General features: G+C 72.9%; 16 protein-coding genes, 1 tRNA gene and 1 pseudogene. 10 read left to right on the plus strand and 8 right to left on the minus strand.

What is annotated here, in order from left to right; translation table 11 throughout:
• Positions 1-49 precede the first annotated feature (49 nt).
• Positions 50-421 (plus strand): annotated as a pseudogene (locus tag ACLJWH_RS03250) (DUF4190 domain-containing protein); the annotation flags it as partial.
• A gap of 119 nt (positions 422-540) precedes the next feature.
• Here ACLJWH_RS03250 and ACLJWH_RS03255 read toward each other — a convergent pair.
• Positions 541-1,293, minus strand: coding sequence for an HNH endonuclease family protein (locus ACLJWH_RS03255; RefSeq protein ID WP_411140413.1), 753 nt, complete (start codon positions 1,291-1,293; stop codon positions 541-543).
• Between the two features lie 345 nt (positions 1,294-1,638).
• Here ACLJWH_RS03255 and ACLJWH_RS03260 point away from each other — a divergent pair, with 345 nt between their 5' ends.
• Together ACLJWH_RS03260 and ACLJWH_RS03265 are read left to right on the plus strand one after the other, a co-directional pair.
• Complete coding sequence (locus ACLJWH_RS03260) at positions 1,639-3,213, plus strand: DUF2079 domain-containing protein (RefSeq protein ID WP_411140004.1); 1,575 nt, start codon at positions 1,639-1,641, stop codon at positions 3,211-3,213.
• 17 nt (positions 3,214-3,230) lie between these two features.
• Entirely contained in the window at positions 3,231-3,764 is a 534-nt protein-coding gene (locus ACLJWH_RS03265) for a chloramphenicol phosphotransferase CPT family protein (protein WP_411140005.1), read from the plus strand.
• Positions 3,765-3,798: 34 nt separating this feature from the next.
• On the opposite strand, the gene ACLJWH_RS03270 is transcribed toward ACLJWH_RS03265, so the two are convergent.
• The gene (locus ACLJWH_RS03270; protein ID WP_411140006.1) at positions 3,799-4,323 is read right to left on the minus strand and encodes a hypothetical protein; all 525 of its coding nucleotides are present in this window, start codon (positions 4,321-4,323) and stop codon (positions 3,799-3,801) included.
• A 159-nt stretch (positions 4,324-4,482) separates the two neighbouring features.
• Positions 4,483-8,070, minus strand: a complete 3,588-nt coding sequence (gene mfd, locus ACLJWH_RS03275) for a transcription-repair coupling factor (protein WP_411140007.1) — start codon at positions 8,068-8,070, stop codon at positions 4,483-4,485.
• Positions 8,071-8,461: 391 nt separating this feature from the next.
• On the opposite strand from mfd, the gene ACLJWH_RS03280 reads away from it, so the two are divergent.
• On the plus strand, positions 8,462-10,243 hold the full coding sequence (locus ACLJWH_RS03280) for an MFS transporter (RefSeq protein ID WP_411140008.1): 1,782 nt from the start codon (positions 8,462-8,464) through the stop codon (positions 10,241-10,243).
• A gap of 93 nt (positions 10,244-10,336) precedes the next feature.
• Here the strand turns inward: ACLJWH_RS03280 and ACLJWH_RS03285 are convergent, their stop codons facing one another.
• From ACLJWH_RS03285 to ACLJWH_RS03300, 4 genes are all read right to left on the minus strand, one after another.
• Complete coding sequence (locus ACLJWH_RS03285; RefSeq protein ID WP_411140009.1) at positions 10,337-11,401, minus strand: cellulose-binding protein; 1,065 nt, start codon at positions 11,399-11,401, stop codon at positions 10,337-10,339.
• 126 nt (positions 11,402-11,527) lie between these two features.
• Positions 11,528-12,463 carry an LCP family protein gene (locus tag ACLJWH_RS03290; protein ID WP_411140414.1) on the minus strand — a complete coding sequence of 312 codons (936 nt, stop codon included), beginning with the start codon at positions 12,461-12,463 and terminating at the stop codon, positions 11,528-11,530.
• Between the two features lie 438 nt (positions 12,464-12,901).
• Positions 12,902-15,850 (minus strand): SUKH-4 family immunity protein, encoded by a 2,949-nt coding sequence (locus tag ACLJWH_RS03295; RefSeq protein ID WP_411140010.1) that lies wholly within the window; start codon positions 15,848-15,850, stop codon positions 12,902-12,904.
• Between the two features lie 5 nt (positions 15,851-15,855).
• On the minus strand, positions 15,856-16,863 hold the full coding sequence (locus ACLJWH_RS03300) for an SMI1/KNR4 family protein (protein WP_411140011.1): 1,008 nt from the start codon (positions 16,861-16,863) through the stop codon (positions 15,856-15,858).
• Between the two features lie 460 nt (positions 16,864-17,323).
• Between ACLJWH_RS03300 and ACLJWH_RS03305 the strand changes: the two genes are divergently transcribed.
• Both ACLJWH_RS03305 and ACLJWH_RS03310 read left to right on the plus strand, forming a co-directional pair.
• Positions 17,324-17,836: a YwqJ-related putative deaminase gene (locus ACLJWH_RS03305; protein WP_411140012.1), complete on the plus strand. Its 513-nt coding sequence runs from the start codon at positions 17,324-17,326 to the stop codon at positions 17,834-17,836.
• A gap of 8 nt (positions 17,837-17,844) precedes the next feature.
• Positions 17,845-18,393, plus strand: coding sequence for an SUKH-3 domain-containing protein (locus ACLJWH_RS03310; protein ID WP_411140013.1), 549 nt, complete (start codon positions 17,845-17,847; stop codon positions 18,391-18,393).
• Positions 18,394-18,482: 89 nt separating this feature from the next.
• Here ACLJWH_RS03310 and ACLJWH_RS03315 read toward each other — a convergent pair whose 3' ends face one another.
• On the minus strand, positions 18,483-19,898 hold the full coding sequence (locus tag ACLJWH_RS03315; protein ID WP_411140014.1) for a sensor histidine kinase: 1,416 nt from the start codon (positions 19,896-19,898) through the stop codon (positions 18,483-18,485).
• Between the two features lie 156 nt (positions 19,899-20,054).
• On the opposite strand from ACLJWH_RS03315, the gene ACLJWH_RS03320 reads away from it, so the two are divergent.
• From ACLJWH_RS03320 to ACLJWH_RS03335, 4 genes are all read left to right on the plus strand, one after another.
• The gene (locus ACLJWH_RS03320) at positions 20,055-20,900 is read left to right on the plus strand and encodes a hypothetical protein (protein WP_411140015.1); all 846 of its coding nucleotides are present in this window, start codon (positions 20,055-20,057) and stop codon (positions 20,898-20,900) included.
• Positions 20,901-20,929: 29 nt separating this feature from the next.
• Positions 20,930-21,001: transfer RNA gene (locus tag ACLJWH_RS03325), tRNA-Gln, on the plus strand.
• Between the two features lie 121 nt (positions 21,002-21,122).
• A complete protein-coding gene (gene glmU / locus ACLJWH_RS03330) occupies positions 21,123-22,580 on the plus strand; it encodes a bifunctional UDP-N-acetylglucosamine diphosphorylase/glucosamine-1-phosphate N-acetyltransferase GlmU (RefSeq protein ID WP_411140016.1) in 1,458 nt (485 codons plus the stop codon).
• Between the two features lie 71 nt (positions 22,581-22,651).
• Positions 22,652-23,626 carry a ribose-phosphate diphosphokinase gene (locus ACLJWH_RS03335; RefSeq protein ID WP_411140017.1) on the plus strand — a complete coding sequence of 325 codons (975 nt, stop codon included), beginning with the start codon at positions 22,652-22,654 and terminating at the stop codon, positions 23,624-23,626.
• Positions 23,627-23,702: the final 76 nt, after the last annotated feature.

Consider the following 23,702-nt stretch of genomic DNA (forward strand, 5'->3'; position numbering starts at 1 on the left):
CAGGATCGCTTCGCAGGATCCGCTTCAGCGCCCGGAAGGGGCACCTCGTATGTCTCAGCAGATGCACTACCAGCCCGGCCCGCAGGGACCGATGGGTGCGCCGGGCCACCAGGTGGCCCGGAACGGTCTCGGTATCGCCGCCCTGATCCTCGGCATCATCGGCGCGCTCAGCGGACTCATCCCGCTGCTGTTCTGGCTGGCCGGAATCCTCGGCATCATGGCGCTGATCTTCGGCCTGGTCGGCACCGGCCGCGCCAAGCGCGGACAGGCCACCAACAAGGGCATGGCGATCACCGGCACGGTGCTGGGTGCCGTCTCGCTGATCCTGTCGATCGTCGGCGTGGTGATCACGGTGAACGCGGTGGGCGACGCGGTCAACGAGATCAACAAGACGGTGGAGCAGTCCTCGGTGCAGCCGAAGTAGCCGCTGCCCCGGACACCGCCCGGACGGCCGTCGGCCCGGTACCGCACTCGCGTGGTACCGGGCCGACGGCCGTCCGTCCTCCGTGCGCCCGCCGCTCGGCGGGCGCACCGGCGCGGTCAGTTCGCGCACTGCTCCAGCATGGCCTGCTTGTCCGCGGTCGTCACCGGCAGGCCGTACTTGAGGGAGACCTGGGAGAACCGGACCGCGTACGAGCAGCGGATCTTCTTGTCGGGCGGCAGCCAGGACGCCGGCCCCGAGTCGCCCTTGGACGCGTTGGCCGGACCGTCGGAGGGCAGCAGGTTCAGCGGGTCGTTCGCGATCTGCTTGCGCTTGCTCTCGTTCCAGTGGGCGGCCCCCATCTGCCAGTCGTAGGAGAGCGGCATGACGTGGTCGATCTGCACCGCGGTGGCCTTCTGCTTCCGCCACTCGATGGTCTTGCCCGTATAGGGGTCGTCCAGGGTCATGGATTCGACGACGCAGGTGGAGCCGGCGCGGTAGCGCAGCTCATGGCCGTCCCTGGCCAGGATGTCGTTCCGGGTGTCACAGCCGTTGCGCGCCATCGGCACCCCGTCGGCCGTGTCCATCCAGGCGTAGCCGAACTTGTTCCGGGCGTACCCGGTCTTCGGACCGCGGCCGGCGGTACGCACCTTGCCGATGAGCTGCCGCGCCTCTTCCTTCTCCGCCTTCGAGGTGATCGGGGCGATACCGGGTTTCGTCCCGTCAGGATTCTTCAGCGGGCTGACCCCGTGGCCCTCCTTGGCCGCCGCCGGACCGGGCTTCTTGGCGTCGGCCGTGGTCTTGTCCGTACAGCCGGCGAGCACCGCCGCCGAGACGGTCACGGCCACCACGCCGACGCCCGCCCTGCGCACCCGCCGGGCGACGGAGGTGGCGGCGGCGGTGGTGTCCGCGGCGGTGGCGGTGGTCACGGGAAGCGCTGCGCGGCGGGCGGTGGGCGCGGTCCGTATCAAGTCGGTTGTCCAATCCGGGAGCTGATGTCGCGATACCGGGGCGCGACGGCACGACCGCCGGCCCCGGCGTGCGAGCGTACGTGTGTGCGTTCGAATATCCAGGTATGCGGCCTGGGTGGGCGTGGCGCCGCGTGCGACGGACTCCCCTTCCGGCATGTCCCGGAATGCCCCCGGCGCCATGCCGGACCGGTCCTCGGCCCCCTCAGCCTTCGAGTATCTTTTCGGAAGTTGAGAGTGAGGACCCTCATGGACACGGCCGCAGCAACGGCGGCGGACGGCAGCGTCGGCCCACCCACCGGAACCGCGGCCCCGGCCGGCCCGGCAACCCCGGGACCACCGGCCCACCCCCGTATCCCCGGCCCCGCGCGCCGCGCCGCGGACCGGCTGCGCGGCCTCCCCCACAGCCGCGACGGCGCGGACGGGGACACCCCCGACGGCGACCGGCGGCCCGGCCGGCTCGCCGCGCTGCGCGCCCCCCGCCTCGATCCGTACTGGACGGCCGCGTTCTTCTTCGTCGCGTTCGCCGTCCTGTCCCTCTGCCGCTTCCGGTCGATGTCGCCGCTCTCCTGGGACCTGGGGATCTTCGAACAGGCCGTCCGCGGCTACGCCCACCTCCAGGCGCCGATCGTCGATCTCAAGGGCCCCGGCAGCAACGTCCTCGGCGACCACTTCAGCCCCGTGCTGGTCCTCCTCGCCCCCTTCTACCGCCTCTTCCCCTCCCCGGCGACGCTGCTGACCGCGCAGGCCGCGCTCTTCGCGCTCTCCACCCTCCCGGTCACCCGCGCCGCCGCCCGCCTCCTGGGCCGCGGCAGAGGGCTGGCCATCGGCATCGCGTACGGCCTGTCCTGGGGGGTGCAGAAGGCCGTCGACTTCGACTTCCACGAGATCGCCTTCGCGGTGCCGCTGATCGCCTTCGCACTCGAAGCGGTGCTGCGCGGACGCTGGACCGCGGCGGTGTGCTGGGCCGCGCCGCTGGTCCTGGTCAAGGAGGACCTGGGGGTGACCGCGGCCGCCATCGGCGCGGTCGTCCTGATCCGCACCCGCCGGGCCACCCCGCTCGCCATCGGCCTGGTCGCCTTCGGCATCACCGCCACCGCGGTCACCCTCGCCGTGATCATCCCCGGCTTCAACGGCGCCGCCTCGTACGAATACTGGAGCAAACTCAGCGGCGACGGCGGGCCGACCGCCGCCATCCCCCTGGCCACCGCCGTCCGCACCGTCCTGTGGGTCCTGCTGCCCACCACCGGTCTGCTCGCGCTGCGCTCCCCGCTGCTGCTGGTCGCGCTGCCCACCCTCGGCTGGCGGTTCCTCTCCCACGACCCGCACTACTGGGGCACCGACTGGCACTACAGCGCCGTCCTGATGCCGATGGTCTTCCTCGCCCTGGCCGACGCGCTGGCGCACACCCGGCTCTCGGCGCGCCCCTGGCTCCGTACGTACGCGCTGCATCTGCCGGCCGCGGTGCTCGCCGCCGCGCTCGCGCTGACCACCACGCTCCCGATGTCCCGCCTCACCGAGGCCGCCGCCTACCGCAAACCGTCCGTCATCGCCGACGCCGAACGGCTGCTGGACAAGATCCCCGACGGGGCCACCGTGGAGGCCGACATCCGGCCGCTGAGCCGCCTCACCGGCCGCGCCCGGGTCTTCTGGATCGGCGACAACCGCATCCCCCCGCCCGACTACGTCGCGATGCAGCTGCGCGACAACCGCACCCCGCAACAGGCCCTCGCCGACAACGCGGCCCGCCACCCGCACGCCACCTACGTACCCTTCGGCGGCGCCGCGGACATCGTCGTATTCCGGCGGACATCCGCCCCCTGACCGCCTACGGTGGCGCGATGACCACCGATGTGATCGTCCTCAACGGCGGCTCCAGTTCCGGCACCTCGTCGGTCGCCCGCGCGTTGCAGGACGTACTCGACCGCCCCTGGCTGACGTTCGGCGTCGACAGCTTCATCGCCGCGCTGCCGCCCGCCCTGACGGCCGCACCCGACGGGCTCGTCCTGGCGCCCGACGGCGGGGTCTCGGCCGGCCCGGTGTTCCGCACCCTGAACGACAGCTGGGCCCGCGGCGTCGCGGCGGTGGCCCGCGCCGGCACCGGCGTCATCCTCGACGAGGTCTTCCTCGGCGGCCGCGCGGAACAGGACCGCCGGCGCTCCGCGCTGGACGGGCTCGACGTGCTGTGGGTGGGCGTGCGCTGCGCCCCGGAGATCGCCAGGGCCCGCGAACTGGCCCGCGGGGACCGGGTGGCGGGCATGGCGGAATCCCAGGCCCACGCCGTCCACCGGGGCGTCCGCTACGACCTGGAGGTGGACACCGGCCGCGCCGGCCCGGCCGACTGCGCCCGCGAGATCGCGGCGCGGGTGCGCTGAGCGCGCGGCACGGGCCGGGGCGGCGGGCCCGGGACTACTGCCAGTGCGGGCGGCCGCTCTGCATATCGCAGTGCAGGGTGGCGCCGTGTGCGTCGCGGGTGGTCAGCCCGAGATGGATCTTCTTGCAGAACTGGCCGCGCCGGTAGTGGTTTCCGGACGGCGCGAGGATCACGTCACCGGACGCCTCGGAGCCGGAACCGGCACCCGGGCCCGAGCCGCTCCGTGCGCCGGACCCTCCGGAAGTGCCGGCCGGGGCCTCGTGGACCGGCTTCGGGGCAGCCGGCCGCACCGGCTCGGCGGGCCGCTCGGGAGCGGCCGGGGTCTTCGCCGGCGGGGTCTTCGCGGGCGGTTCCGCGGTGCCGGCGGAGGACGGCGGGGCGGCCGGCTCCGACGGGGAGGGGGACGGGGAGGTGTCGGCCGACGCCGACGCCGAGACCGAGGCCGACGGGCGCGCCGGGCTCCCTCCGCCGCTCCCGTCCGGGGTGCACCCCACGGCGGAGACCAGGGCGGCCGCCACAAGGGCGGCGGCGGACAGAGCGGTACGGCGGGCGCGTATCACGGCAAGGGATCCCGTCTGGTGAGAAACGTGGCAGGCCGGGCGGATATCCGCCCGGCCCGACAGTAAGGGGACATCTCTCCCCGGTCACCGGCCGAAGGTCCTGACACGGACATGCCGACCGGTCGGGTCACCTGCCGCCCGCCCGGCCTGCCGCCCCGGCTACGACCCCAGGACCGTCGTCAGGAACTCCCCCACCCACGCCAGCAGTTCGCGCCCGACCAGCGGCTTGCCACCGATCTTGCCGGTCGTCGGGCGCGGCACCAGGATCTGCTTGGTGGCCGCCTTGAGGACGGTACGCGGGTACAGCCGCTTGAGCCGCAGCTCCTGCGACTCCCGCAACTCCACCGGTCCGAAGCGGACGTTGGGGCCCTGGAGGGTGATGTCCGCGACGCCGCAGGCGCGCGCCAGCATCCGCAGCCCGGCGACCAGCAGGAGGTTCTCCACCGGCTCCGGCAGCTTGCCGTAGCGGTCGGTCAGCTCCTCGCGGACCGCGGCGATGTCCTGCTCCGTCGACGCGGAGGCGATCGCGCGGTACGCCTGGAGGCGCAGCCGCTCACCGGGCGCGTAGTCGTGCGGGACATGCGCGTCGACCGGCAGCTCGATCTTGACCTCCAGCGGCGGCTCCTCCTCCACCCCGCCCGCCAGCGACGCCCGGTAGTCCGCGACGGCCTCGCCGACCATCCGTACGTACAGGTCGAAGCCGACGCCCGCGATATGCCCGGACTGCTCGCCGCCGAGGAGATTGCCCGCGCCGCGGATCTCCAGGTCCTTCATCGCGACGTACATGCCCGCGCCCATCTCGGTGTGCTGGGCGATGGTCGCGAGGCGCTCGTGGGCGGTCTCGGTGAGCGGCTTCTCCGGCGGGTAGAGGAAGTAGGCGTAACCGCGGTCCCGGCCCCGGCCCACCCGGCCGCGCAGCTGGTGGAGCTGGGAGAGGCCGAAGTTGTCGCCCCGCTCGACGATGAGGGTGTTGGCGTTGGAGATGTCGATCCCGGACTCGACGATCGTCGTGGAGACCAGCACATCGAACTTCTTCTCCCAGAAGTCGACCACGACCTGTTCCAGGGCCGACTCCCCCATCTGGCCGTGTGCGGTCTGGATGCGCGCCTCGGGCACGATCTCGCGCAGCCGGGCCGCCGCCCGGTCGATGGATTCCACCCGGTTGTGGATGTAGAAGACCTGGCCCTCACGGAGCAGTTCCCGCCGGATGGCCGCGCCGATCTGCTTCTGCTCGTACGGCCCGACGAAGGTGAGGACCGGGTGCCGCTCCTCGGGCGGGGTGGTGATCGTGGACATCTCGCGGATGCCGGTCACCGCCATCTCCAGCGTCCGCGGAATCGGCGTCGCGGACATCGTCAGCACGTCCACATTGGCGCGCAGCTTCTTCAGCTGCTCCTTGTGCTCGACGCCGAACCGCTGCTCCTCGTCCACGATGACCAGGCCCAGGTCCTTGAACTTGGTCTGGTCGGAGAAGAGCCGGTGGGTGCCGATGACGAGGTCGACGGAGCCCTCCCGGAGCCCTTCGAGGACGGCCTTGGCCTCGGTGTCGCTCTGGAAGCGGGAGAGCGCCTTGACGTTGACCGGGAACTGGCCGTACCGCTCGGTGAACGTCCCGTAGTGCTGCTGGACCAGGAGGGTGGTAGGCACCAGCACGGCGACCTGCTTACCGTCCTGGACGGCCTTGAACGCCGCGCGGACCGCGATCTCGGTCTTGCCGTAGCCGACGTCGCCGCAGACCAGCCGGTCCATCGGGACGGACTTCTCCATGTCCTCCTTGACCTCGGCGATGGTGCTGAGCTGGTCGGGCGTCTCCGCGTACGGGAACGCGTCCTCCAGTTCGCGCTGCCAGGGGGTGTCCGGGCCGAAGGTGTGGCCGGGGGCCGCCATCCGCGCCGAGTACAGCTTGATCAGGTCGGCGGCGATCTCCTTGACCGCCTTCTTCGCGCGCGCCTTGGTCTTGGTCCAGTCGGCGCCGCCCAGGCGGTGCAGCGTCGGGGCCTCGCCGCCGACGTACTTGGTGACCTGCTCCAGCTGGTCGGTGGGGATGTAGAGCCGGTCGCCGGGCTGGCCGCGCTTGGCGGGCGCGTACTCGACGAGCAGGTACTCGCGGGTGGCGCCCTGGACCGTGCGCTGCACCATCTCGATGTAGCGGCCGACACCGTGCTGCTCGTGCACGATGAAGTCGCCGGCCTGGAGAGTCAGCGGATCGATCGTCTTACGGCGCCGGGCCGGCATCCGGCCCAGCTCCTTGGCCGCGGCCTTCTGCCCGGTCAGATCGGTCTCGGTCAGTACGGCGATCTTGAGCGCCGGATCGATGAAACCGTTGTCGACGGAGCCGCAGGCGACATGGACGACCGACGGGCTGATCCGGCCCAGTTCGGCGTCCAGCCGGGCGGCGATGCCCTCGCCGCCGAGCACCTCGACGGTACGGGCCGCGGGGCCGTGCGCCTCGGTGACGAAGACGGTGCGCCAGCCGTCGGCCAGCCACTGCTTGGTGTCGGCGAGCGCCCGCGCGGTGTCGCCGCGGTAGGCGTCGGGGGCGTGCATCCCCAGCCTGAGGGTGTCGTCGGCGCCGTCCGCGAGCGCGGCCACGGCCGCCGCCCCCGTGTCACCGGGGTCGCCCAGGTCACCGGAGGTGAACTGGCTGACCGACCACCACATCACCCCCAGCTCGCGCGCCCGCTCCCGGACGTCCGCGATGCCCCACAGGGAGGCCGCGCCCACATCGATCGGCGCCTCGCCGCCGCCCGCGCTCGCCGCCCACGACGCCTGGAGGAACTCCTGCGAGGTCGCCACCAGGTCGGCGGCGCGCGTCCGTACCCGCTCCGGGTCGCACACCACCGCCATGCTGCCGGCCGGCAGCACGTCCAGCAGCAGTTCCATATCGTCGACGAGGACCGGCGCGAGGGACTCCATGCCCTCGACGGCGATCCCCTCGGCGATCTTGCCGAGCAGTTCGCCCAGTTCGGGGTGGGCCTCGGCGAGCGCCGCGGCCCGCTCGCGCACGTCCGCGGTGAGCAGCAGCTCCCGGCACGGCGGCGCCCACAGGCCGTGCTCGGCGACCTCCAGGGACCGCTGGTCGGCGACCTTGAAGTACCGGATCTCCTCGACGTCGTCGCCCCAGAACTCGACCCGCAGCGGGTGTTCCTCGGTCGGCGGGAAGACGTCCAGGATGCCGCCGCGGACCGCGAACTCACCGCGCTTCTCGACCAGTTCGACGCGCGCGTACGCGGCCGCCGCCAGCCCGTCGACGATCTCTTCGAGGTCCGCGCTCTGCCCCGTCCGCAGGCTGACCGGCTCCAGGTCCCCCAGCCCCTTGACCTGCGGCTGGAGTACGGAGCGGATGGGCGCGACGACGACCGAGACCGGCCCGGCCGCCGGGTCGTCCGTGCGGGGGTGGGCGAGCCGGCGGAGCACCGCGAGGCGGCGGCCGACGGTGTCCGAGCGCGGCGAGAGCCGCTCGTGCGGCAGCGTCTCCCAGGACGGGAACTCCACGACGGAGCTGTCCTCGCCGGCCGGCATCAGCGTGCGCAGCGCGGCGGCCAGATCCTCGGCCTCGCGCCCGGTGGCGGTCACCGCGAGCACCGGCCGCCCGGCCTCCCGGGCCAGCGCGGCCACCGCGAACGGGCGGGCGGCGGGCGGCCCCACCAGATCCACATGCTGGCGGTGCCCGGCCTTCGCGGCCTGCACCGCCTCGGCGAGCGCCGGGTCCTGTACGACGGCGTCGAGCAGACCAGTCAGGCTCATGAAAAGGCTTCCGTCCCTGGGGGTGGACAACGCACGGCGCCCGACACGTCCAACGTGCCGGGGTTCTCCAGCGTACGACGGCGCACCGACACTCACCGACGGTGCGCGGAGTCTCACTGGTGGTACACCGGCGCTCGCCGGGGGTGCGCCGGCATCTGTCGGGGTGCGCCACCGCTCGCCGGGGTGCGCCGGCACTCGGGGCCGCCCGGCACCCGCCCGGCGAGGACCGGCGCCGACGGCGCACCGCACCCCCGGACTCCGGCAACCGGACGGATTCCAGGGGCACTTCGCCGCCCGCGCCCGCACGGCGGAGCGCCTCGCCCCCTCCCGCCGCGGCACGTGCGGGTGAGACCCTGAGGCCCGAACTACGTGCATAGCGAAAGGAACTCAGGTGAGCGGCACCTCCGGTTGTGCGGACTCGGACGGACCACGAATAACCAACCCACCCGGACCGGCCGCACCTCGACAAGCCACCACGACGAGAGCCACCGCACCCAGCGCCCGCACACCGGGCACCGCCGCACCGGGCACCGGCGCCGGGGCGCCCCCCGCCCGTGGCCGTGGACCCGTCGTCGCCGCCCTGATGCTCGGGATGGCGCTGGCCGCCCTCGACTCCACGATCATCGCGACCGCCATCCCGCAGATCGTCGGCGACCTCGGCGGCTTCGCCGTCTTCTCCTGGCTCTTCTCCGGCTATCTGCTCGCCGTCACCGTCACACTGCCCGTCTACGGCAAGCTCTCCGACACCTTCGGCCGCAAACCCATCCTGATCACCGGCATCGTGCTCTTCCTCGTCGGCTCACTGGCCTGTGCGGGCGCCTGGAACATGGCCTCGCTCATCGCCTTCCGGGTGCTTCAGGGGCTGGGCGGCGGCGCGCTCCAGGGCACCGTCCAGACCGTCGCCGCCGACCTCTACCCGATGGCGGAACGCCCCAAGATCCAGGCCAAGCTCTCCACCGTCTGGGCCACCGCGTCGGTCGCCGGGCCCGCCCTGGGCGGTCTGATCGCCACGTACGCCGACTGGCGCTGGATCTTCCTGGTCAATCTGCCAGTGGGCGCGCTCGCCCTCTGGCTGGTCGTCCGGCACTTCTTCGAGGACGGCAGACGGCGCGGCGCCGCGGACCCCCGGAGCCCGGCGGCCGCCCGGCCGCCCCGGCCCCGCATCGACTGGCCCGGCGCGCTCGCCATCTTCGCCTGCGGCGGTCTGCTGCTGACCGCCCTCGTCCAGGGCGGTGTCGCCTGGCCCTGGTTCTCCGCGCCGTCCCTGCTGTTCTTCGCCGGCAGCGCGGTGTGCGCGGCGGCCACCGTGCTGATCGAACGGCGCGCCGCGGAACCGATCATCCCCGGCTGGGTCTGGCGCCGCCGCACCATCTCGGCCGTCAACCTCTCCCTCGGCGCCCTGGGCCTGATGATGGTCGCCCCGACCGTCTTCCTGCCCACCTACGCCCAGTCGGTGCTGGGCCTCGGCCCGATCGCGGCCGGGTTCGTGCTCTCCGTGATGACCCTGAGCTGGCCCATCTCGGCCGCCCTGAGCAACCACGTCTACAACCGCATCGGCATCCGCAACTGCGCCCTCCTCGGCGTCGGCGCGGCCACCCTGATCCTGCTCGCCTTCCCCCTGCTCCCCTACCCGGGCGCCGCCTGGCAGCCCGCCCTGATCATGCTGGCGCTCGGCGCGGCCCTCGGGCTCTTCCAGCTGCCGCTGATCATCGGCGTCCAGTCCTCCGTCGGCTACGCGGAGCGCGGCACCGCCACCGCCTCGATCCTCTTCTGCCGCCAGGTCGGCCAGTCCATCGGCGCGGCCCTCTTCGGCGCCGTCGCCAACTCCACTCTCAACGACCGTCTGGCGCACGCCCCTTCGGACATCCGCCCCGGGCTGCCCGGCGACCTCGACGCCGTCTCGCACGCCCTGGAACACGCGGGCACCCTCACCGCGCACACCGCCGACTATCTGCGCCGCGCCGTCGCCACCACCGTCGGCCACGTCTACCTCGGCGCCGCCGCGGCCGCCGCCCTCTCCCTGCTCCTCCTCCTGCTGCTCGCCCCACGGCGCTTCCCGGTCCACGCGGACGCCCGTACGGCGCCGGAAACGGAAACACCGGAAACACCGAAAGCAGCAGAAACAACGGAAGCCGGGGCGGAGGCGGCGGCCCCCGGCCCGGCGGAGAAGTGACGGGGCTGCCGCACCGGCCGCCCCACACCACTGACAGCCGCTACGGCCGTACGGCCACGAGACCCCACGGCCGTGCGGCCGCACGGCCTCGGATCAGCCCTGCACCCGGGGCAGCTTCGTCTCCAGGGTCTCCTCCTTGTCGGGGTCCACGGGAGCCCGCCGGTCAACGGGAGCGGCGACCGGTGCGGAGTCCGGTCCACCGCTCGCCGTGCCGTCCGCCGTACCGCTCCCGCGCCCGTCGCCCTCACGGGCCGCCTTCTTCTCCCCGTCCTCCTCCGCCACCGGAGCCTTGCCGGTGAGCGCGGCCAGGGTGTTGCGCACGTACGCCATATGGGCCCGTAGCTCGTCGCGCTCCTCGTCGTGCTCGCGCAGCACCCGCTCGGTGGCCCGCTCGATGCGCTCCACCGCGACCCTGGCCTGCGCCAGCACCTCCGCCCCGCTGTCCTCCGCCTCCTCCTGGTGGTGCCGGGCGGCCTCCTCGGCCTCGGCGAGGGCCCGCTGCCGCTCGGCGAGCTTCGCCTCGCTGTGCGCCTCCAGCTCCGCGATCCGCTGCTCCAGGGCCGCCTCCTGGCCCGCCAGTTCGCGGCCGGCCGCATCCCACTCCTCGGCCTGCTGCTTCTCCTGCTCCTGCACCAGCTGCGTGGTGCGCCGGCGCACCTCCTGGAACGCCGCGTCCGCCGCATCGCGCCACTCCTCGGCGTCCCCGGCCGCGGCGGCCAGCTGCCCGGCGCCCTCGGTGCGCGCCTCGTCGACGGTCCGCCGCCCGTACTCCTCTGCCGCACCGCGCTGCTGCTGGGCCGCCTTGTCCGCCGCGTCCCGGACCTGGTCGGCATAGGCCGCGGCCTCGTCGCGCGCCTGCTCGGCCGCCTCCTCGGCCTCGGCCCGCAGCCGGGCCGCCTCGGACTCCGCCGTCGTCAGGATCAGCCGCGCCTGCTGCCCCAGGGACTCATACGTCTGCGGCGGCAGCTGTGCCAGATACGCCCGCAGCTCCGTCAGCTCCGCGTCCATCTCGTTGGCGAGGACGGTGAGCCGCGCGGCCCGCTCCCAGCACGAGTCGCGGTCTATGGAGAGTCCCTCCACCCGGCGGTCCACATCGTCCGGCCGGTAGCCACGCCCTCGTACGGTCTCGAACCCGTGAGGCGAAACCGATGCACTCATCCCTCAAGCCCCTCTCCGCCGCGCACCGCAGCCGCGCGGTCCCGCACAGTTCCGCACACATCTTGCTCGATCGGTCCGAAGTGGCCCTATCGCGGCACTCCGCCCCTCTCATCCCACCAGGATGCGTCAATTGTTGCCGGAAGTCGGAATTGGATCATCGTTGCGCAAGGCGTCGAACAGCCGCTTCGCTCCCTGTTCGTCCCACAGCAGCACCTCCCCCGCTCCGCCGGCCATCACACCGGGGGTCGCGACCGGAACGGTGGTCGCCGTCCCACCGCCCCCGGCGATCTCCTTCATCGACCATCCCATGCCCGTCAGCGCCGCCATCCCCGACCGGTCGTCCACGGTCAGCGCCGACAGCGCGGCGGTCAGCACCGTCCGCAGCCGGAAGGGGTCGAGACACACTCCCGGGGCGAGCGTCTCGTCCGCGACCGCGCTGAGCAGCTGCCGCTGACGTTTCACCCGTCCGAGGTCACCCTTCGGGTCCGCGTAACGGGCCCGTACGTACGCCAGCGCCTGCGTACCGTCCATCCGCTGGCAGCCGGCCCGGAAGTCCGCCCCCGACCGCGCGTCCCTCAGCGGTGTCCCCGGACACAGCCGCACCCCGCCCACCGCGTCCACGACCTGCACGAACCCCAGAAAACTCACCTCGGCATAGCGGTCGATGCGCAGCCCGGTGGCCTGCTCCACCGTCCGGGTCAGCAGCTTCGGGCCGCCCTCGGCGAACGCCGCGTTCACCTTCTGCCGGCCGTGGCCCGGCACCGATACGTAGCTGTCGCGGGGCAGGCTGACCAGATAGGGGCCGTGCTCACCGGAGTGCAGCACCATGATCGTGTCGGTGTTCTGCACCACGTCATTGCCGACGTGCAGCTCCCTGCGCTGCTCAGGGGTCAGCCGGCCGCGGCTGTCCGAGCCGATGAGCAGCCAGTTCGTCCCCTTGCCCGCGGTCGGCCGCCCGGCGTAGTCCGCCAGCGCGGCCACATGCCGCACCTGCTTCCCCGCCCATACGAACAACGTGGCGCCACCCGCCACCGCCAGCACCACGAGGACCAGCAGCGCCAGCAGAATCCGCTTCCACCATGTCCACGCTGCCCGCCACAGCCGCTCCGGCCGCCCTCTCCACCGACGCCGGCCGGGGGCCCCGCCCGGCCCGTGCACCGCCCGCGCCGCCGAGCGCCGCCAGGGCAGCCACCCGGCGCGGCGCCGGACCGTCGACGGCTGCTGCGGCGACGGGGGCGGCTGCTGCGGCGACGACGGTGCTGACGGCGGCTGGCCCATATACGCATCGTCGGGGCGCCCGCCCCGTCCCGCAGCTCGAACACCGGCGCACCGGCACGGACGGTCCGCCGTGGCAACCGGCAGCCGGCCGCGACCACCCGTAACCGGTGCGGCCCGTCTTCCGAACCGGCCGGTCGGGCCGGATCCGCGGGCGGCCCGACCGGACCGCCCGCTCAGACCGGCCGGTACGCGCGCCCGGCCGGCCGATGGGCGGGGGCCGGGTTACAGCAACCCGTCCCACATCTGTTCCAGCAGCACCGACCACCACGTCTCCGGCGAGCCGAGCGCGGGCGGGTCCAGGGCGACCAGCTGCGCCTGGAAGTCGACGGTCCAGCGGCCCGCCTGCTCGGGCGTCAGCCCGTACCGCAGCCGCCACATCCGCCCCAGCATCGCCAGACAGCGCACGAACTCCGGCAACCCGGTGTTCACGAACTGCGGCGCCGCCGTCCGGCCGCCGTTCGAGGCATCCGCCTCCAGCGGCACCGCCACGATGTTCGCGGTCCCGTACTGCACACACAGCTGACGGCCGAAGTCGTTGCCCATCACCAGATACGAGCCCGCGTCCGGCGCCGGCTGCACCCTGCGCTCCGCCGCCAGTTCCGCCAGCGTCGGCACCGGACGGCCCGGCTGCGCCTGCGCCCAGAAGAACGGCCCGAAGTCGACCGGCAGCCCGGACCACACCAGCGTCTGCGCGACCACGTCCGGTACGCCCTGCCGGGAGACCGCCCGCTGATCGAAGCGGAAGATCCCCTGCGGCCCGAACGCCTGCTCCAGCTCCTGCCCGAGGGCCTGGGGCGGCACCGGTGGCACCGGCGGCACCTGGGACGGGTGCGGCAGCGGCACCCGTACCGGCGCCGGGCGCGCCGGACCGTCCGCGACCTGGTGCAACTCCCCCTGGTGCGCGACGAGACGGCGGACGCCCTGCTGCCGTGCGGCATGGTCCCCGCCGTACGCGGCGGTGTGGCTGATCCGCACCTGCGGCCAGGTCTCACGGATCATCCGGGCACAGTAACCACCCGGCAGATCGCAGCACTCCAGCTCGGTGTGGAGCTCCAGCACCTGCTGCGGCGGAATGTTCATCCCGCGCAGCTCGTGCAGCAGCTGCCACTCCGGGTGCGGGGTGCCGGGTGCCGAGCGGCGCACGATCTTCTGCTCCGAACCGTCCGGCGCGCGATAGCTCAGCACCGCCATATAGCCGGGGCCGACGGTCGGCGGGCCGCCGGGCGCCTGCGGATAGCCGTACGCACCCGGGCCACCGGGGCCGCTCGGACCCGGCGCGCCGGGCGGACCCGGCACAGGACCGGACGGACCGGGGGGACCTGTCGGGGCACCCGGGGGCGGACCGGCGGGGCCGCCGGACGGCGGCATACCGGGTCCGGGCGGCCCCGGCACACCGGGACCGTCAGGGCCACCGGCTACGGCCGCACCACCGGCGAGCATCGTCGCCGCGGCATGCACTCCGCCGCCGGGGGCGCCCTCCGGGGCGGGCGGGGCGGACGGCGGCGGGGGCGGACCGGCCTGACCGCCGGAGCCACGGCCGCCCACGGCCGCGTCGGGTGGTACCCCGGGCACCCCGGGAGGCTTGGGCGCACCAGGGGGCGCGGGCGGCGGGGGTACCCCCGGCCCCGCGTCGGCCCCGGCACCACCGGGGCCCGCCCCATTGCCCGGCAGCGAGGCGCCGTCGGCGAACATCGTCGCGGCGGCGTGCACCCCGCCGACGGGGGCACCACCGCCCGCACCAGGAGCACCATCCAGGCCACCGAGGCCACCGGCACCGGCACCGGCCGCATCGGCCCCGTGGGAAGCAGGAGAACCGCTGACACCGCTGACACCGCCGACGCCGCTGACGCCTCCGACACCACTGGCGCCGCTGACGTTGTCGACGCCGTCGGCGTCATGAGCACCACGAGGACCATGGGAGCCATCGGAACCGCCGGGACCTCCCGGCCCCTCGGGACTACCGGACCCCCCGGCATCCCCCTCAACGGGCCCCGCACCCGGCGCACTTGCCGCACCGGACCCGTCCACCGCGCTGAGGTCCAGGTCCGCCGCGTCCACCTGCGAGACCAGCTGCGTCGGTACGTAGCCACCGGCCACCGCACCGGAACCACCGGGGCCCGCCGTGGCCGGACCGGGAGCACCAGGCACACCCGGGCCACCGGGCGGACCGGGCAGGCCAGGAGGAGGCGGTCCGCCGGCGTTTCCGGGCAGCGCCGGACCGTCGGCCATCATCGCCGCCGCGGCGTGCACACCCCCACCGGGCGGCGGCGGCATCCCCGGACCGGGGCCGGGACCGGCGCCCGGACCACCCGGCGTACCGGCGCCCGCCGGCCGCGCCACCCCCTCGGGCGGCGGCACATCGAGGACCGGCGGACCGGACGGCGGCGGCAGATCCGCCAGCCCCCGCGCACCGGGCGGCGCGGCCGGCATCGGCGGCGCGACCGGCGCACCGGGCCCCGGCCGCCCGCCGGGCCCACCGGTACCCGGCACCTCCGGCGCGGGCGCACCCGTCTCCTGCGCCGCGGGCGCCTTCGTACGCGGCGGCTGACTGCCGTCACGCAACAGCTCCGTCCGCGCCTCCGGCAGCGCCTGCGGCGTGCTGCCGTCCGCACCGTCGAGACCGTCGAGCGGCGGCGCGAAGACCGTGGCGGGCAGCCCCACCGACCGGTCCTCGTCCCCCGCTTCCCCGGTGGTGTCCGCCGCGGCCCACGGCGTCGTACCCGCCGGTCCGGCATCCCGCGCGGCAGCCGCGGGCGCGGGAGCCGGGGCCGCGGCCCCCTCCCCCGGCCGGTCCGGTATGCCGATCGCGTCCGCCACCTCCTGCAACCACTCCGGCGGCGTCAGCAGGAACGACGTGGCCTCCAGATCGATCCGCTGCGGCGGCTCCGCCGCGCCGTGGCCGCCGTCCGGCACCGCGCCGTACTCCTCCTCGTACCGGCGGATCACCTCGCCCACCGGCAGTCCGGGCCACAGCGTCGTCTCGCCGCTGTCCCGTGCGATCACCAGCCGGCTGCGGCCCCCGTCGGCGCGCGGGCCGTCCTCCCGGTCCTCCGCCCAGACCACGAAGCCCAGGTCGAACTCCCGCACCCGCACCTCGCGGTGGAACGTCGCCGGGACATCGCCGTTGACCCACTGCTCCGCGCGCTCCTGCGCCTGCGCGAATGTCACCATCGCGCTCACCCCTCCGCCGGGACGGCGTACGCGAAGCCACCGTCCACCATCAGGTTCGCCACGGTCTCCAGCTCCGGCGGATTGCCCGCCAGCCGCTGGAGGAAGTCGTCGAAGTCCGCGCCGCAGGGCAACAGCAGCCGCTCGACCCGCTCCTGCACCGTCCAGCCGTCCCGGTCGCGCGCGTCGTCGTACGGGCAGAACCACACCGAGCCGGTCTCCGCGCCGCGCACCTTCACCGCGAGCACCCCGCCCTGTACGAACGCCACGCCCAGGTAGTCCTTGGTGAAGTGGTCCCGCAGGCACTTGTTCACATAGACCAGGTCGTTCAGCGCGGCGTCATCGCGCACCGTGAAGAACGGCTGGTCGAGCAGCAGCCCCAACTCCGCGTCCAGCGCCGCACCCACCGGGGCGCACCCGCCCGCCGCCTTCAGGAACGCGCGGTACGCGCCGGGCAGCCGGTAGCCCAGCGACTCCTCGGCCTGCGCCACCTGCTCCTCGCTCACCGACAGGTCCCGGTGCGGCAGCCCGAAGTGCACCGGCCGGGTCTCCTGCAACGGCCGGGTGCCGCGCTTGTCGTGCGCCACGGCGGTCGTCGCCAGCCCACTGTGATGCCGCAGCAGCGCCTTCACCTCGGCGGGCACCAGTTCCAGCCGCCGGGTGCCCGCGACGTGATGCCAGGTCCAGCCGTGCGGCGTCGCCACCGACGGAACGTCCACCCACAGCTCGTGGCCCTGCGCGTGCAGCGCGGCGTTCGCGGACACGTAGTCCGTCAACCGCAGCTCGTCGACGCCGAATCCCGCCGGGGGTTCGGCGATCTCCACCGCGGCCCGCGCGTACGGCGAGAAACGCGGATGACCGTTCTCGTCCATCCGCACACCCGCGGGATACCGGGCGGCGCGGACCGGGTCCGGAAAGTGCACGACCTGCCCGGCGTACGCCGTGTTCGGCGGTGCGGTGATTGCCCCGGCCCGAGGGCCGGGAGGCGCGCCCAGCCCTTGCCGACCTGTCGTCATCGCGGTTGCCCCCATGCTGGATCCGGCTACTGCGGACAGCCTAAGCGGTGCCGCAATACCGCCCGCCGCCCCGTACGCGCACCCCGCCGCTCCGTCTCCGCACGCGTCAACTCCCCGCGGCCGGACCCGCCGCCGCACATCAGTCCCCTTCGCCCGCGCGGGCCGTACGCCCCGCCCTCCGCGGTCCGTCGGCGTCGATTTCCGGACATCCCGTTCGCGGCGGCCCTAGTCAAGCCCTGCCCACGGCCTACGGGCCCGCCGCCGCCACGCCCCGTTCGTCCCCTTATCGCCGGCCGCGAACCCCCGTTCGCCACCCCTCCGATCAGCCCTGGCGCGCCCCGTCCGACGGACCGTCACACATCAGTGACATCTCCGACAGCACGCCCGACTTCCACAACACCCGGCACATTTGGCAGGCTGACCCCGCAACCGGGGGATTGCAGGGAGGGAAAGCACGTCAATGAGCACCACCGCACACGACCACACCGCCACCGGCGACCCCCGCATCGGCTGGAGCGGCACCGCCGACAGCGATCGCGCGCCCGCGCTCCGGCACCGCCGCGACGGCATCCTCCCCACCGTCGGCGCCGCCCTCTCCGTCCGCGGCCACACCCTCACCTGCACCGCGAGCAAGGCCGAGCAGCCCCCCGCCCTGCACCACCTCGTCCAGGACTTCCTCGACACCCTCACCACCGCACAGCGCGAACGTTTCACCGGGCGCTGCCCCGAAGCCGTCCTGCTCTCCCGCCACCTCGCCTCCGTCGAGGCGAACCGCGGCAAACGCGCCTCCCGCAAACCCCTCACCAACGGGGAGGCCCGCCGCTCCCTCAAGCACTCCAAGATCACCGCACGTCATATCCGCGAGGACGGCGACCCCCGGCACGGCAGCTACGCCCCGCCCTGCCGCTCCTGTGACGCGCTCCTCGCCTACTTCGGCGTCATGCCCATCGGCAGCACGCCCACAGGAAGCTGACCCCCGCCATGCCCCACGCGTCCGCGCCGACACCCACCCACGACCGCGCCGGGTCCACCCGCTTCCCCGCCGCCGTCGACATCGCCCTCAAGGAAGCCGGCTGGCAGCCCGGCCGCCGGGACATAAAACAGGCCGAGCACTGGGCCGACACCCTGCGCGCCCACGCCTCACCCGCGGGCCACCGCCACACGGTCTTCCCCGCCGCCGTCGAAGCCTGGGCCGAATTCGGCGGACTCCACCTCACCGGACCGGGGCCCGGCCGGCATATCGCCCCCACCCCGTTCGCCATCGACCCCCTGCACGGCCTCCACCTCGCCCGCACCCTCGGCGACCTCGGCCGCGCCCTGGGCACCGGGGTCGCCCCGCTCGGCCAGGAAGAACTCACCACAGCCGACGGCACCGCCTTCGGCCAGGCCGTCCTCGCCATCGACACCGAAGGCCGCGTCTACAGCCTCGACCACACCGGCGACTGGTACCTCGGCGCCGACATCGACCAGGCCCTCGGGACGCTGGTACTCGGTACGCGGCCCAGCCGGCTCAGCGCGTCGAGCGGCTGACCGCACCCCGTCGGCCACGGCACGGCACCGCCTCCGGCGGGCCCGAAGAGAGCCGGCGGTGGGTGCCGGTCCGCAGGCCGGGAGCCGGTTCAGCCGGTGGCGGGGGCGGGCGCCACCGCCGGTACGACCGCCGAGACGCGGAAGCCGCCCTCGTCCGTGGGGCCCGAGACGAAGGCGCCGCCCAGCGCCGTCACCCGCTCCCGCATCCCCACCAGACCGTTGCCCCCGCTGGGCAGTCCCGCATCCGTCGCGCCGCGCGCCGACGGACCGTTCTCCACCTGGACCGCCACCTCGCCGGCCCGGTGCGCCAGCCGCACCCGCGCCCGCGCACCCGGCGCGTGCTTGTGCACATTCGTCAGCGCTTCCTGCACCACCCGGAAGACCGTCTGCTCCACCCCCGGCCCGTAGTCGGGCCCGGTCCCGTCGATGTCGCCCCCGGACGAGCCCTCCACCGACAGCTCGACCGTCATCCCGGCCGCCCGGGACTGCCCCACCAACTCCGCCAGCTCCGCCAGACACGGCCCTTCGCCGTCCGGCTCGGCGGACACCGGCACCCCGGCGGCCGGACCGCCCGGCGCCGCCGCCGGCGTCTTCGCCTTGGCCTGCGCCGCCACCGCCGCCAACCGCTGGGGCGCGTCCGACGCCGGGGCGCGCCGCACCGCCGAACCCTCGGCGGTCCGCAGCACCCCCAGCATCTCCCGCAGCTCCGTCAGCGCCTGCCGTCCCATGTCACCGACGAGCGCCGCGTTCTTCGACGCCTTCTCCGGATCCTTCAACGCGATCGCCTGCAACGCCGCCGAGTGCACCACCATCAGGCTCACCCGGTGCGCGACCACATCGTGCATCTCCCGCGCGATCCGCGTCCGCTCCTCGTTACGGGCCCACTCCGCCCGCTCCTCGGCCCGGTCCGCCAGCAGCGACAGCTCGCGCTCCAGACCGTCCGCCCGCTCCCGCAGGCTCTCCACCAGCCGCCGCCGGGCCCCGACATACAGACCCCACAACACCGGCGGCGCCGTCATCACGAGACACACCGCCATCGTCATCACCGGCAGGAACCACGCCGGCGGATGGAACGCGGGCTCCGACACCACGTCCTGGCGCATGGCGAAGAAGGCGGTGAGCATCCCGCCCACTATCGTCATCCCGGTCAGCAGCGCGATGATCCGGCGCGGCACGTCCGACGCGGCGAGCGTGTACAGCCCCACCATGCCCAGCAGTGCACCCATCTCCGCCGGCAGCACCGCGATCGCGACCAGCACCACCACGACCGGCCACCGCCGGCGCACCAGCAGCACCGCCCCCACGACCAGCCCCAGCAGCAGCCCCAGGGCCTCCGGCAGCTGCGCGTTGGCGGCGAAACGCTCGCCCTCCAGCGCACACTCCAGCCCCGAGACGACGGCGAGGAACACGTCCAGTACGGCACTTCGCCGCCGGGCCCACCACCACGGCCCCGCCGTGGGCGCGCCTCGCACGCGTGCTCCTTCACTTGCCCCCGTTGCAGTCATACCGCCCAGCCTAAGGGCGGCCACGCCTGTTCCCCCGACACCTGCCCGAGCACACCTCAGCCCCGTTACACACCCCTACCAGCGGATATCCCTCGAACTGTTGATTCGCCCACACTTTCGCCAATTCCGCACACACTTACCCGCCAGCCTGTTCGCATGCCTCACACACATCCGGACTACGCGTCCCTGCGCCACCAGGCCGTGGCCTTACGCCGCGCCGGCCTCAGCCGCCGCCAGATCCGCGACCGCCTCCACCTCCACAACAACGACCTCCTCAACCGCCTCCTCGACGGCGAACCGGCTCCCGCCCGCACCCACCACCCCAACGCCAAGGACGACCTCCGCGAGAAGGCCCGCGAACTGCGCCGGCAAGGGATGACCTACGACCGGATCCAACTGGAACTGGGCTGCTCGAAGAGTTCGATCTCCTTGTGGGTACGCGACCTGCCGAAGCCCCCGCCCCGCACCCGCGAAGAAGCCTCCGCCATCGCCAGGCGCGGCTGGGAAGCGACGCTCCGGCGCCGCGAAGAGGAACGGCAGCGGACGAAGCGGACCGCGGCCGACGAGATCGGAGAGATCACCGACCGGGAGCTCTTCCTGATCGGGGTCGGCCTCTACTGGTCGGAGGGCAGCAAGAGCAAGCCGTACCGGCTGAACGAGAGCGTCACGTTCATCAACAGCGACCCCAGCATGGTCGAGGTCTACATGGCGTGGCTGCGGCTGCTGGACGTCGGGCCGGAACGCCTGCGGTTCCGCGTGATGATTCACGAGTCCGCCGACGTGGCGGCCGCCGAACACTACTGGGCAGACCTGGTCGGCGTGGATGTCGCCACGCTCGGCAAGACGACCTTGAAAAAGCACAACCCCAAGACAGTCCGCAAGAACGTGGGAGAGGGATACCGCGGCTGCTTCGTGATCCGCGTCCTGCAAAGTGCAGACCTATACCGTCGCATCGAGGGCTGGTGGTACGGCATAGTGTTGGTGGCTGAGCAGCCCACCTAACGGCTTGTCCGTTTTAGACTGGCTTGCTATCCCCCGTGGTGTAATAGGCAACACTGCTCACTTTGGATGAGTTATTCCAGGTTCGAGTCCTGGCGGGGGAGCAAAGCCACATCCGGGTCCCCGCCGCCAGGTCGGGACCCGCCCGCGTTTCGGCCGCAATACGCACCGGTATCCTTCGGTTGACCACCACCCGAAGTAGCCAAGAAGCCGAAGGGCATCCCCGTGAGCGCCAACCGCCCGGCAGCCGTCGTCGTTCTCGCAGCGGGTGAGGGCACCCGCATGAAGTCGGCGACCCCCAAGGTCCTGCACGCGATCTGTGGCCGGTCCCTCGTCGGACATGTCGTAGCCGCCTCCCGCGAGCTGGACCCCGAGCACCTCGTCGTGGTCGTCGGCCACGCCCGTGAACAGGTACAGGCGCATCTCGTCGGCACCGACCCGGCCGTACGCACCGCGGTGCAGCACGAGCAGAACGGCACCGGCCACGCCGTACGCATGGGCCTGGAGGAGCTGAGCGGCCAGGGCGTCACGCTGGCCGGCACGGTCGTCGTCGTCTGCGGTGACACCCCGCTGCTGACCGGCGAGACGCTCCGGATGCTGAGCGAGACGCACGCCGCCGACGGGAACGCCGTCACCGTCCTGTCGGCCGAGGTGCCGGACTCCACCGGTTACGGCCGGATCGTCCGGGACGCGGCGAGCGGCGCGGTCACCGCCATCGTCGAGCACAAGGACGCGAGCGAGGCCCAGCGGGCGATCCGGGAGATCAACTCCGGGGTGTTCGCGTTCGACGCGCAGCTGCTGACCGACGCGCTGGGCAAGGTGCGTACGGACAACAGCCAGGGCGAGGAGTACCTCACGGATGTGCTGGGGATTCTGCGGGAGGCCGGCCATCGGGTCGGGGCCGCGGTCGCCGGTGATCACCGCGAGATCCTCGGGATCAACAACCGGGTACAGCTCGCCGAGGCGCGCCGGCTGCTCAACGAGCGGCTGCTGCACGCGGCGATGCTGGCCGGGGTGACGGTCGTCGATCCGGCCACGACCTGGGTGGACGTGACCGTGGGCTTCGAGCCGGACTCGGTGGTGCACCCGGGCACCCAGCTGATGGGGACGACGCGGCTGGCGTCGGGCGCCGAGGTGGGCCCGCACTCCCGGCTGACGGACACGGCGGTCGGGGCGGGCGCGGTGGTGTCGTTCACCGTCGCGGACGGTGCGCTCATCGGCGCGGGCGCGACGGTGGGTCCGTACGCGTATCTGCGTCCGGGTACGGATCTCGGTCCGAAGTCGAAGGCCGGGGCGTATGTGGAGATGAAGAACGCCACGGTGGGCGAGGGCACGAAGGTGCCGCATCTCTCCTATGTCGGCGATGCGACGATCGGTGAGTACACCAATATCGGCGCCGCGAGTGTTTTTGTGAATTACGACGGTGAAGCCAAACACCACACCACGGTCGGGTCGCATTGCCGGACCGGTTCGGACAACATGTTTGTGGCTCCTGTCACGATCGGGGACGGCGCTTACACCGCGGCCGGCTCGGTCATCACCAAGGATGTGCCCCCGGGTTCGCTGGCGGTCGCGCGTGGCCAGCAGCGGAATATCGAGGGTTGGGTCGCGCGGAAGCGGCCCGGAAGCGCCGCCGCACAGGCCGCTTCGGCCGCTGGCCAGGAGTCCGAAGGCGAGCGGTGACCGTGCAACGGGTGCGCCGTACGGGGCGTACCGTGATGAGCGCACGCACACAGGATTCGAGGAGATTTGCTGTGACCGGGATCAAGACGACCGGCGAGAAGAAGATGATGCTCTTCTCCGGCCGCGCCCACCCCGAGCTGGCCGAGGAGGTCGCGCATCAGCTGGGTGTCGGCCTGGTCCCGACGAAGGCGTTCGACTTCGCCAACGGTGAGATCTATGTCCGCTATCAGGAGTCGGCGCGTGGCGCGGACTGCTTTTTGATTCAGAGCCACACGGCTCCGATCAATAAGTGGATCATGGAACAGCTGATCATGATTGATGCGCTGAAGCGGGCTTCGGCCCGGAGCATCACCGTGGTCGTGCCGTTCTACGGCTATGCCCGCCAGGACAAGAAGCACCGTGGCCGTGAGCCGATTTCGGCGCGGCTGATCGCGGATCTGATGAAGACGGCGGGTGCGGACCGTATTGTCACGGTCGATCTGCACACGGATCAGATCATGGGCTTCTTCGACGGTCCGGTGGACCATTTGTTCGCGCTGCCGGTGCTGGCGGATTACGTCGGCGCGAAGGTGGACCGGGACAAGCTGACGGTCGTGTCGCCGGACGCGGGCCGGGTGCGGGTGGCGGACCGCTGGTGCGACCGGCTGGGCGCGCCGCTGGCGATCGTGCACAAGCGGCGCGACAAGGACGTGGCGAACCAGGTCACGGTCCACGAGGTCGTCGGTGAGGTGAAGGACCGGGTGTGCGTCCTGGTCGACGACATGATCGACACCGGCGGCACGATCTGTGCGGCGGCCGACGCGCTGTTCGCGAACGGCGCCTCGGATGTGATCGTGACGGCGACGCACGGTGTGCTGTCGGGTCCCGCGGCGGACCGGCTGAAGAACTCGAAGGTGAGCGAGTTCGTGTTCACGAACACGCTGCCGACGCCGAGCGAGCTGGAGCTGGACAAGATCACGGTGCTGTCGATGGCGCCGACGGTGGCGCGGGCGATCCGTGAGGTCTTCGAGGACGGTTCGGTGACGAGCCTCTTCGAGGAGCAGTGACCGGGCGGTGAACCGGGGCCCGCGGGCCGTGGTTTCCGCCGGTTTGTAGATCGACTTTGGGGCGGCCTTCCCGCCG

It is taken from the genome of Streptomyces sp. x-80 (assembly GCF_046549095.1).
GTDB classification, from domain to species: Bacteria; Actinomycetota; Actinomycetes; order Streptomycetales; family Streptomycetaceae; genus Streptomyces; species Streptomyces celluloflavus.

Bases quoted from the DNA above. Each gene is read 5' to 3' on its own strand.
- ACLJWH_RS03320 (WP_411140015.1), top strand. From the start codon at position 20,055: ATGCCTCACACACATCCGGACTACGCGTCCCTGCGCCACCAGGCCGTG.
- ACLJWH_RS03260 (WP_411140004.1), top strand. From the start codon at position 1,639: ATGGACACGGCCGCAGCAACGGCGGCGGACGGCAGCGTCGGCCCACCC.
- ACLJWH_RS03295 (WP_411140010.1), bottom strand. From the start codon at position 15,850: ATGGTGACATTCGCGCAGGCGCAGGAGCGCGCGGAGCAGTGGGTCAAC.
- ACLJWH_RS03305 (WP_411140012.1), top strand. From the start codon at position 17,324: ATGAGCACCACCGCACACGACCACACCGCCACCGGCGACCCCCGCATC.
- ACLJWH_RS03315 (WP_411140014.1), bottom strand. From the start codon at position 19,898: ATGACTGCAACGGGGGCAAGTGAAGGAGCACGCGTGCGAGGCGCGCCC.
- ACLJWH_RS03300 (WP_411140011.1), bottom strand. From the start codon at position 16,863: ATGACGACAGGTCGGCAAGGGCTGGGCGCGCCTCCCGGCCCTCGGGCC.
- ACLJWH_RS03265 (WP_411140005.1), top strand. From the start codon at position 3,231: ATGACCACCGATGTGATCGTCCTCAACGGCGGCTCCAGTTCCGGCACC.
- ACLJWH_RS03285 (WP_411140009.1), bottom strand. From the start codon at position 11,401: ATGAGTGCATCGGTTTCGCCTCACGGGTTCGAGACCGTACGAGGGCGT.
- ACLJWH_RS03310 (WP_411140013.1), top strand. From the start codon at position 17,845: ATGCCCCACGCGTCCGCGCCGACACCCACCCACGACCGCGCCGGGTCC.
- mfd (WP_411140007.1), bottom strand. From the start codon at position 8,070: ATGAGCCTGACTGGTCTGCTCGACGCCGTCGTACAGGACCCGGCGCTC.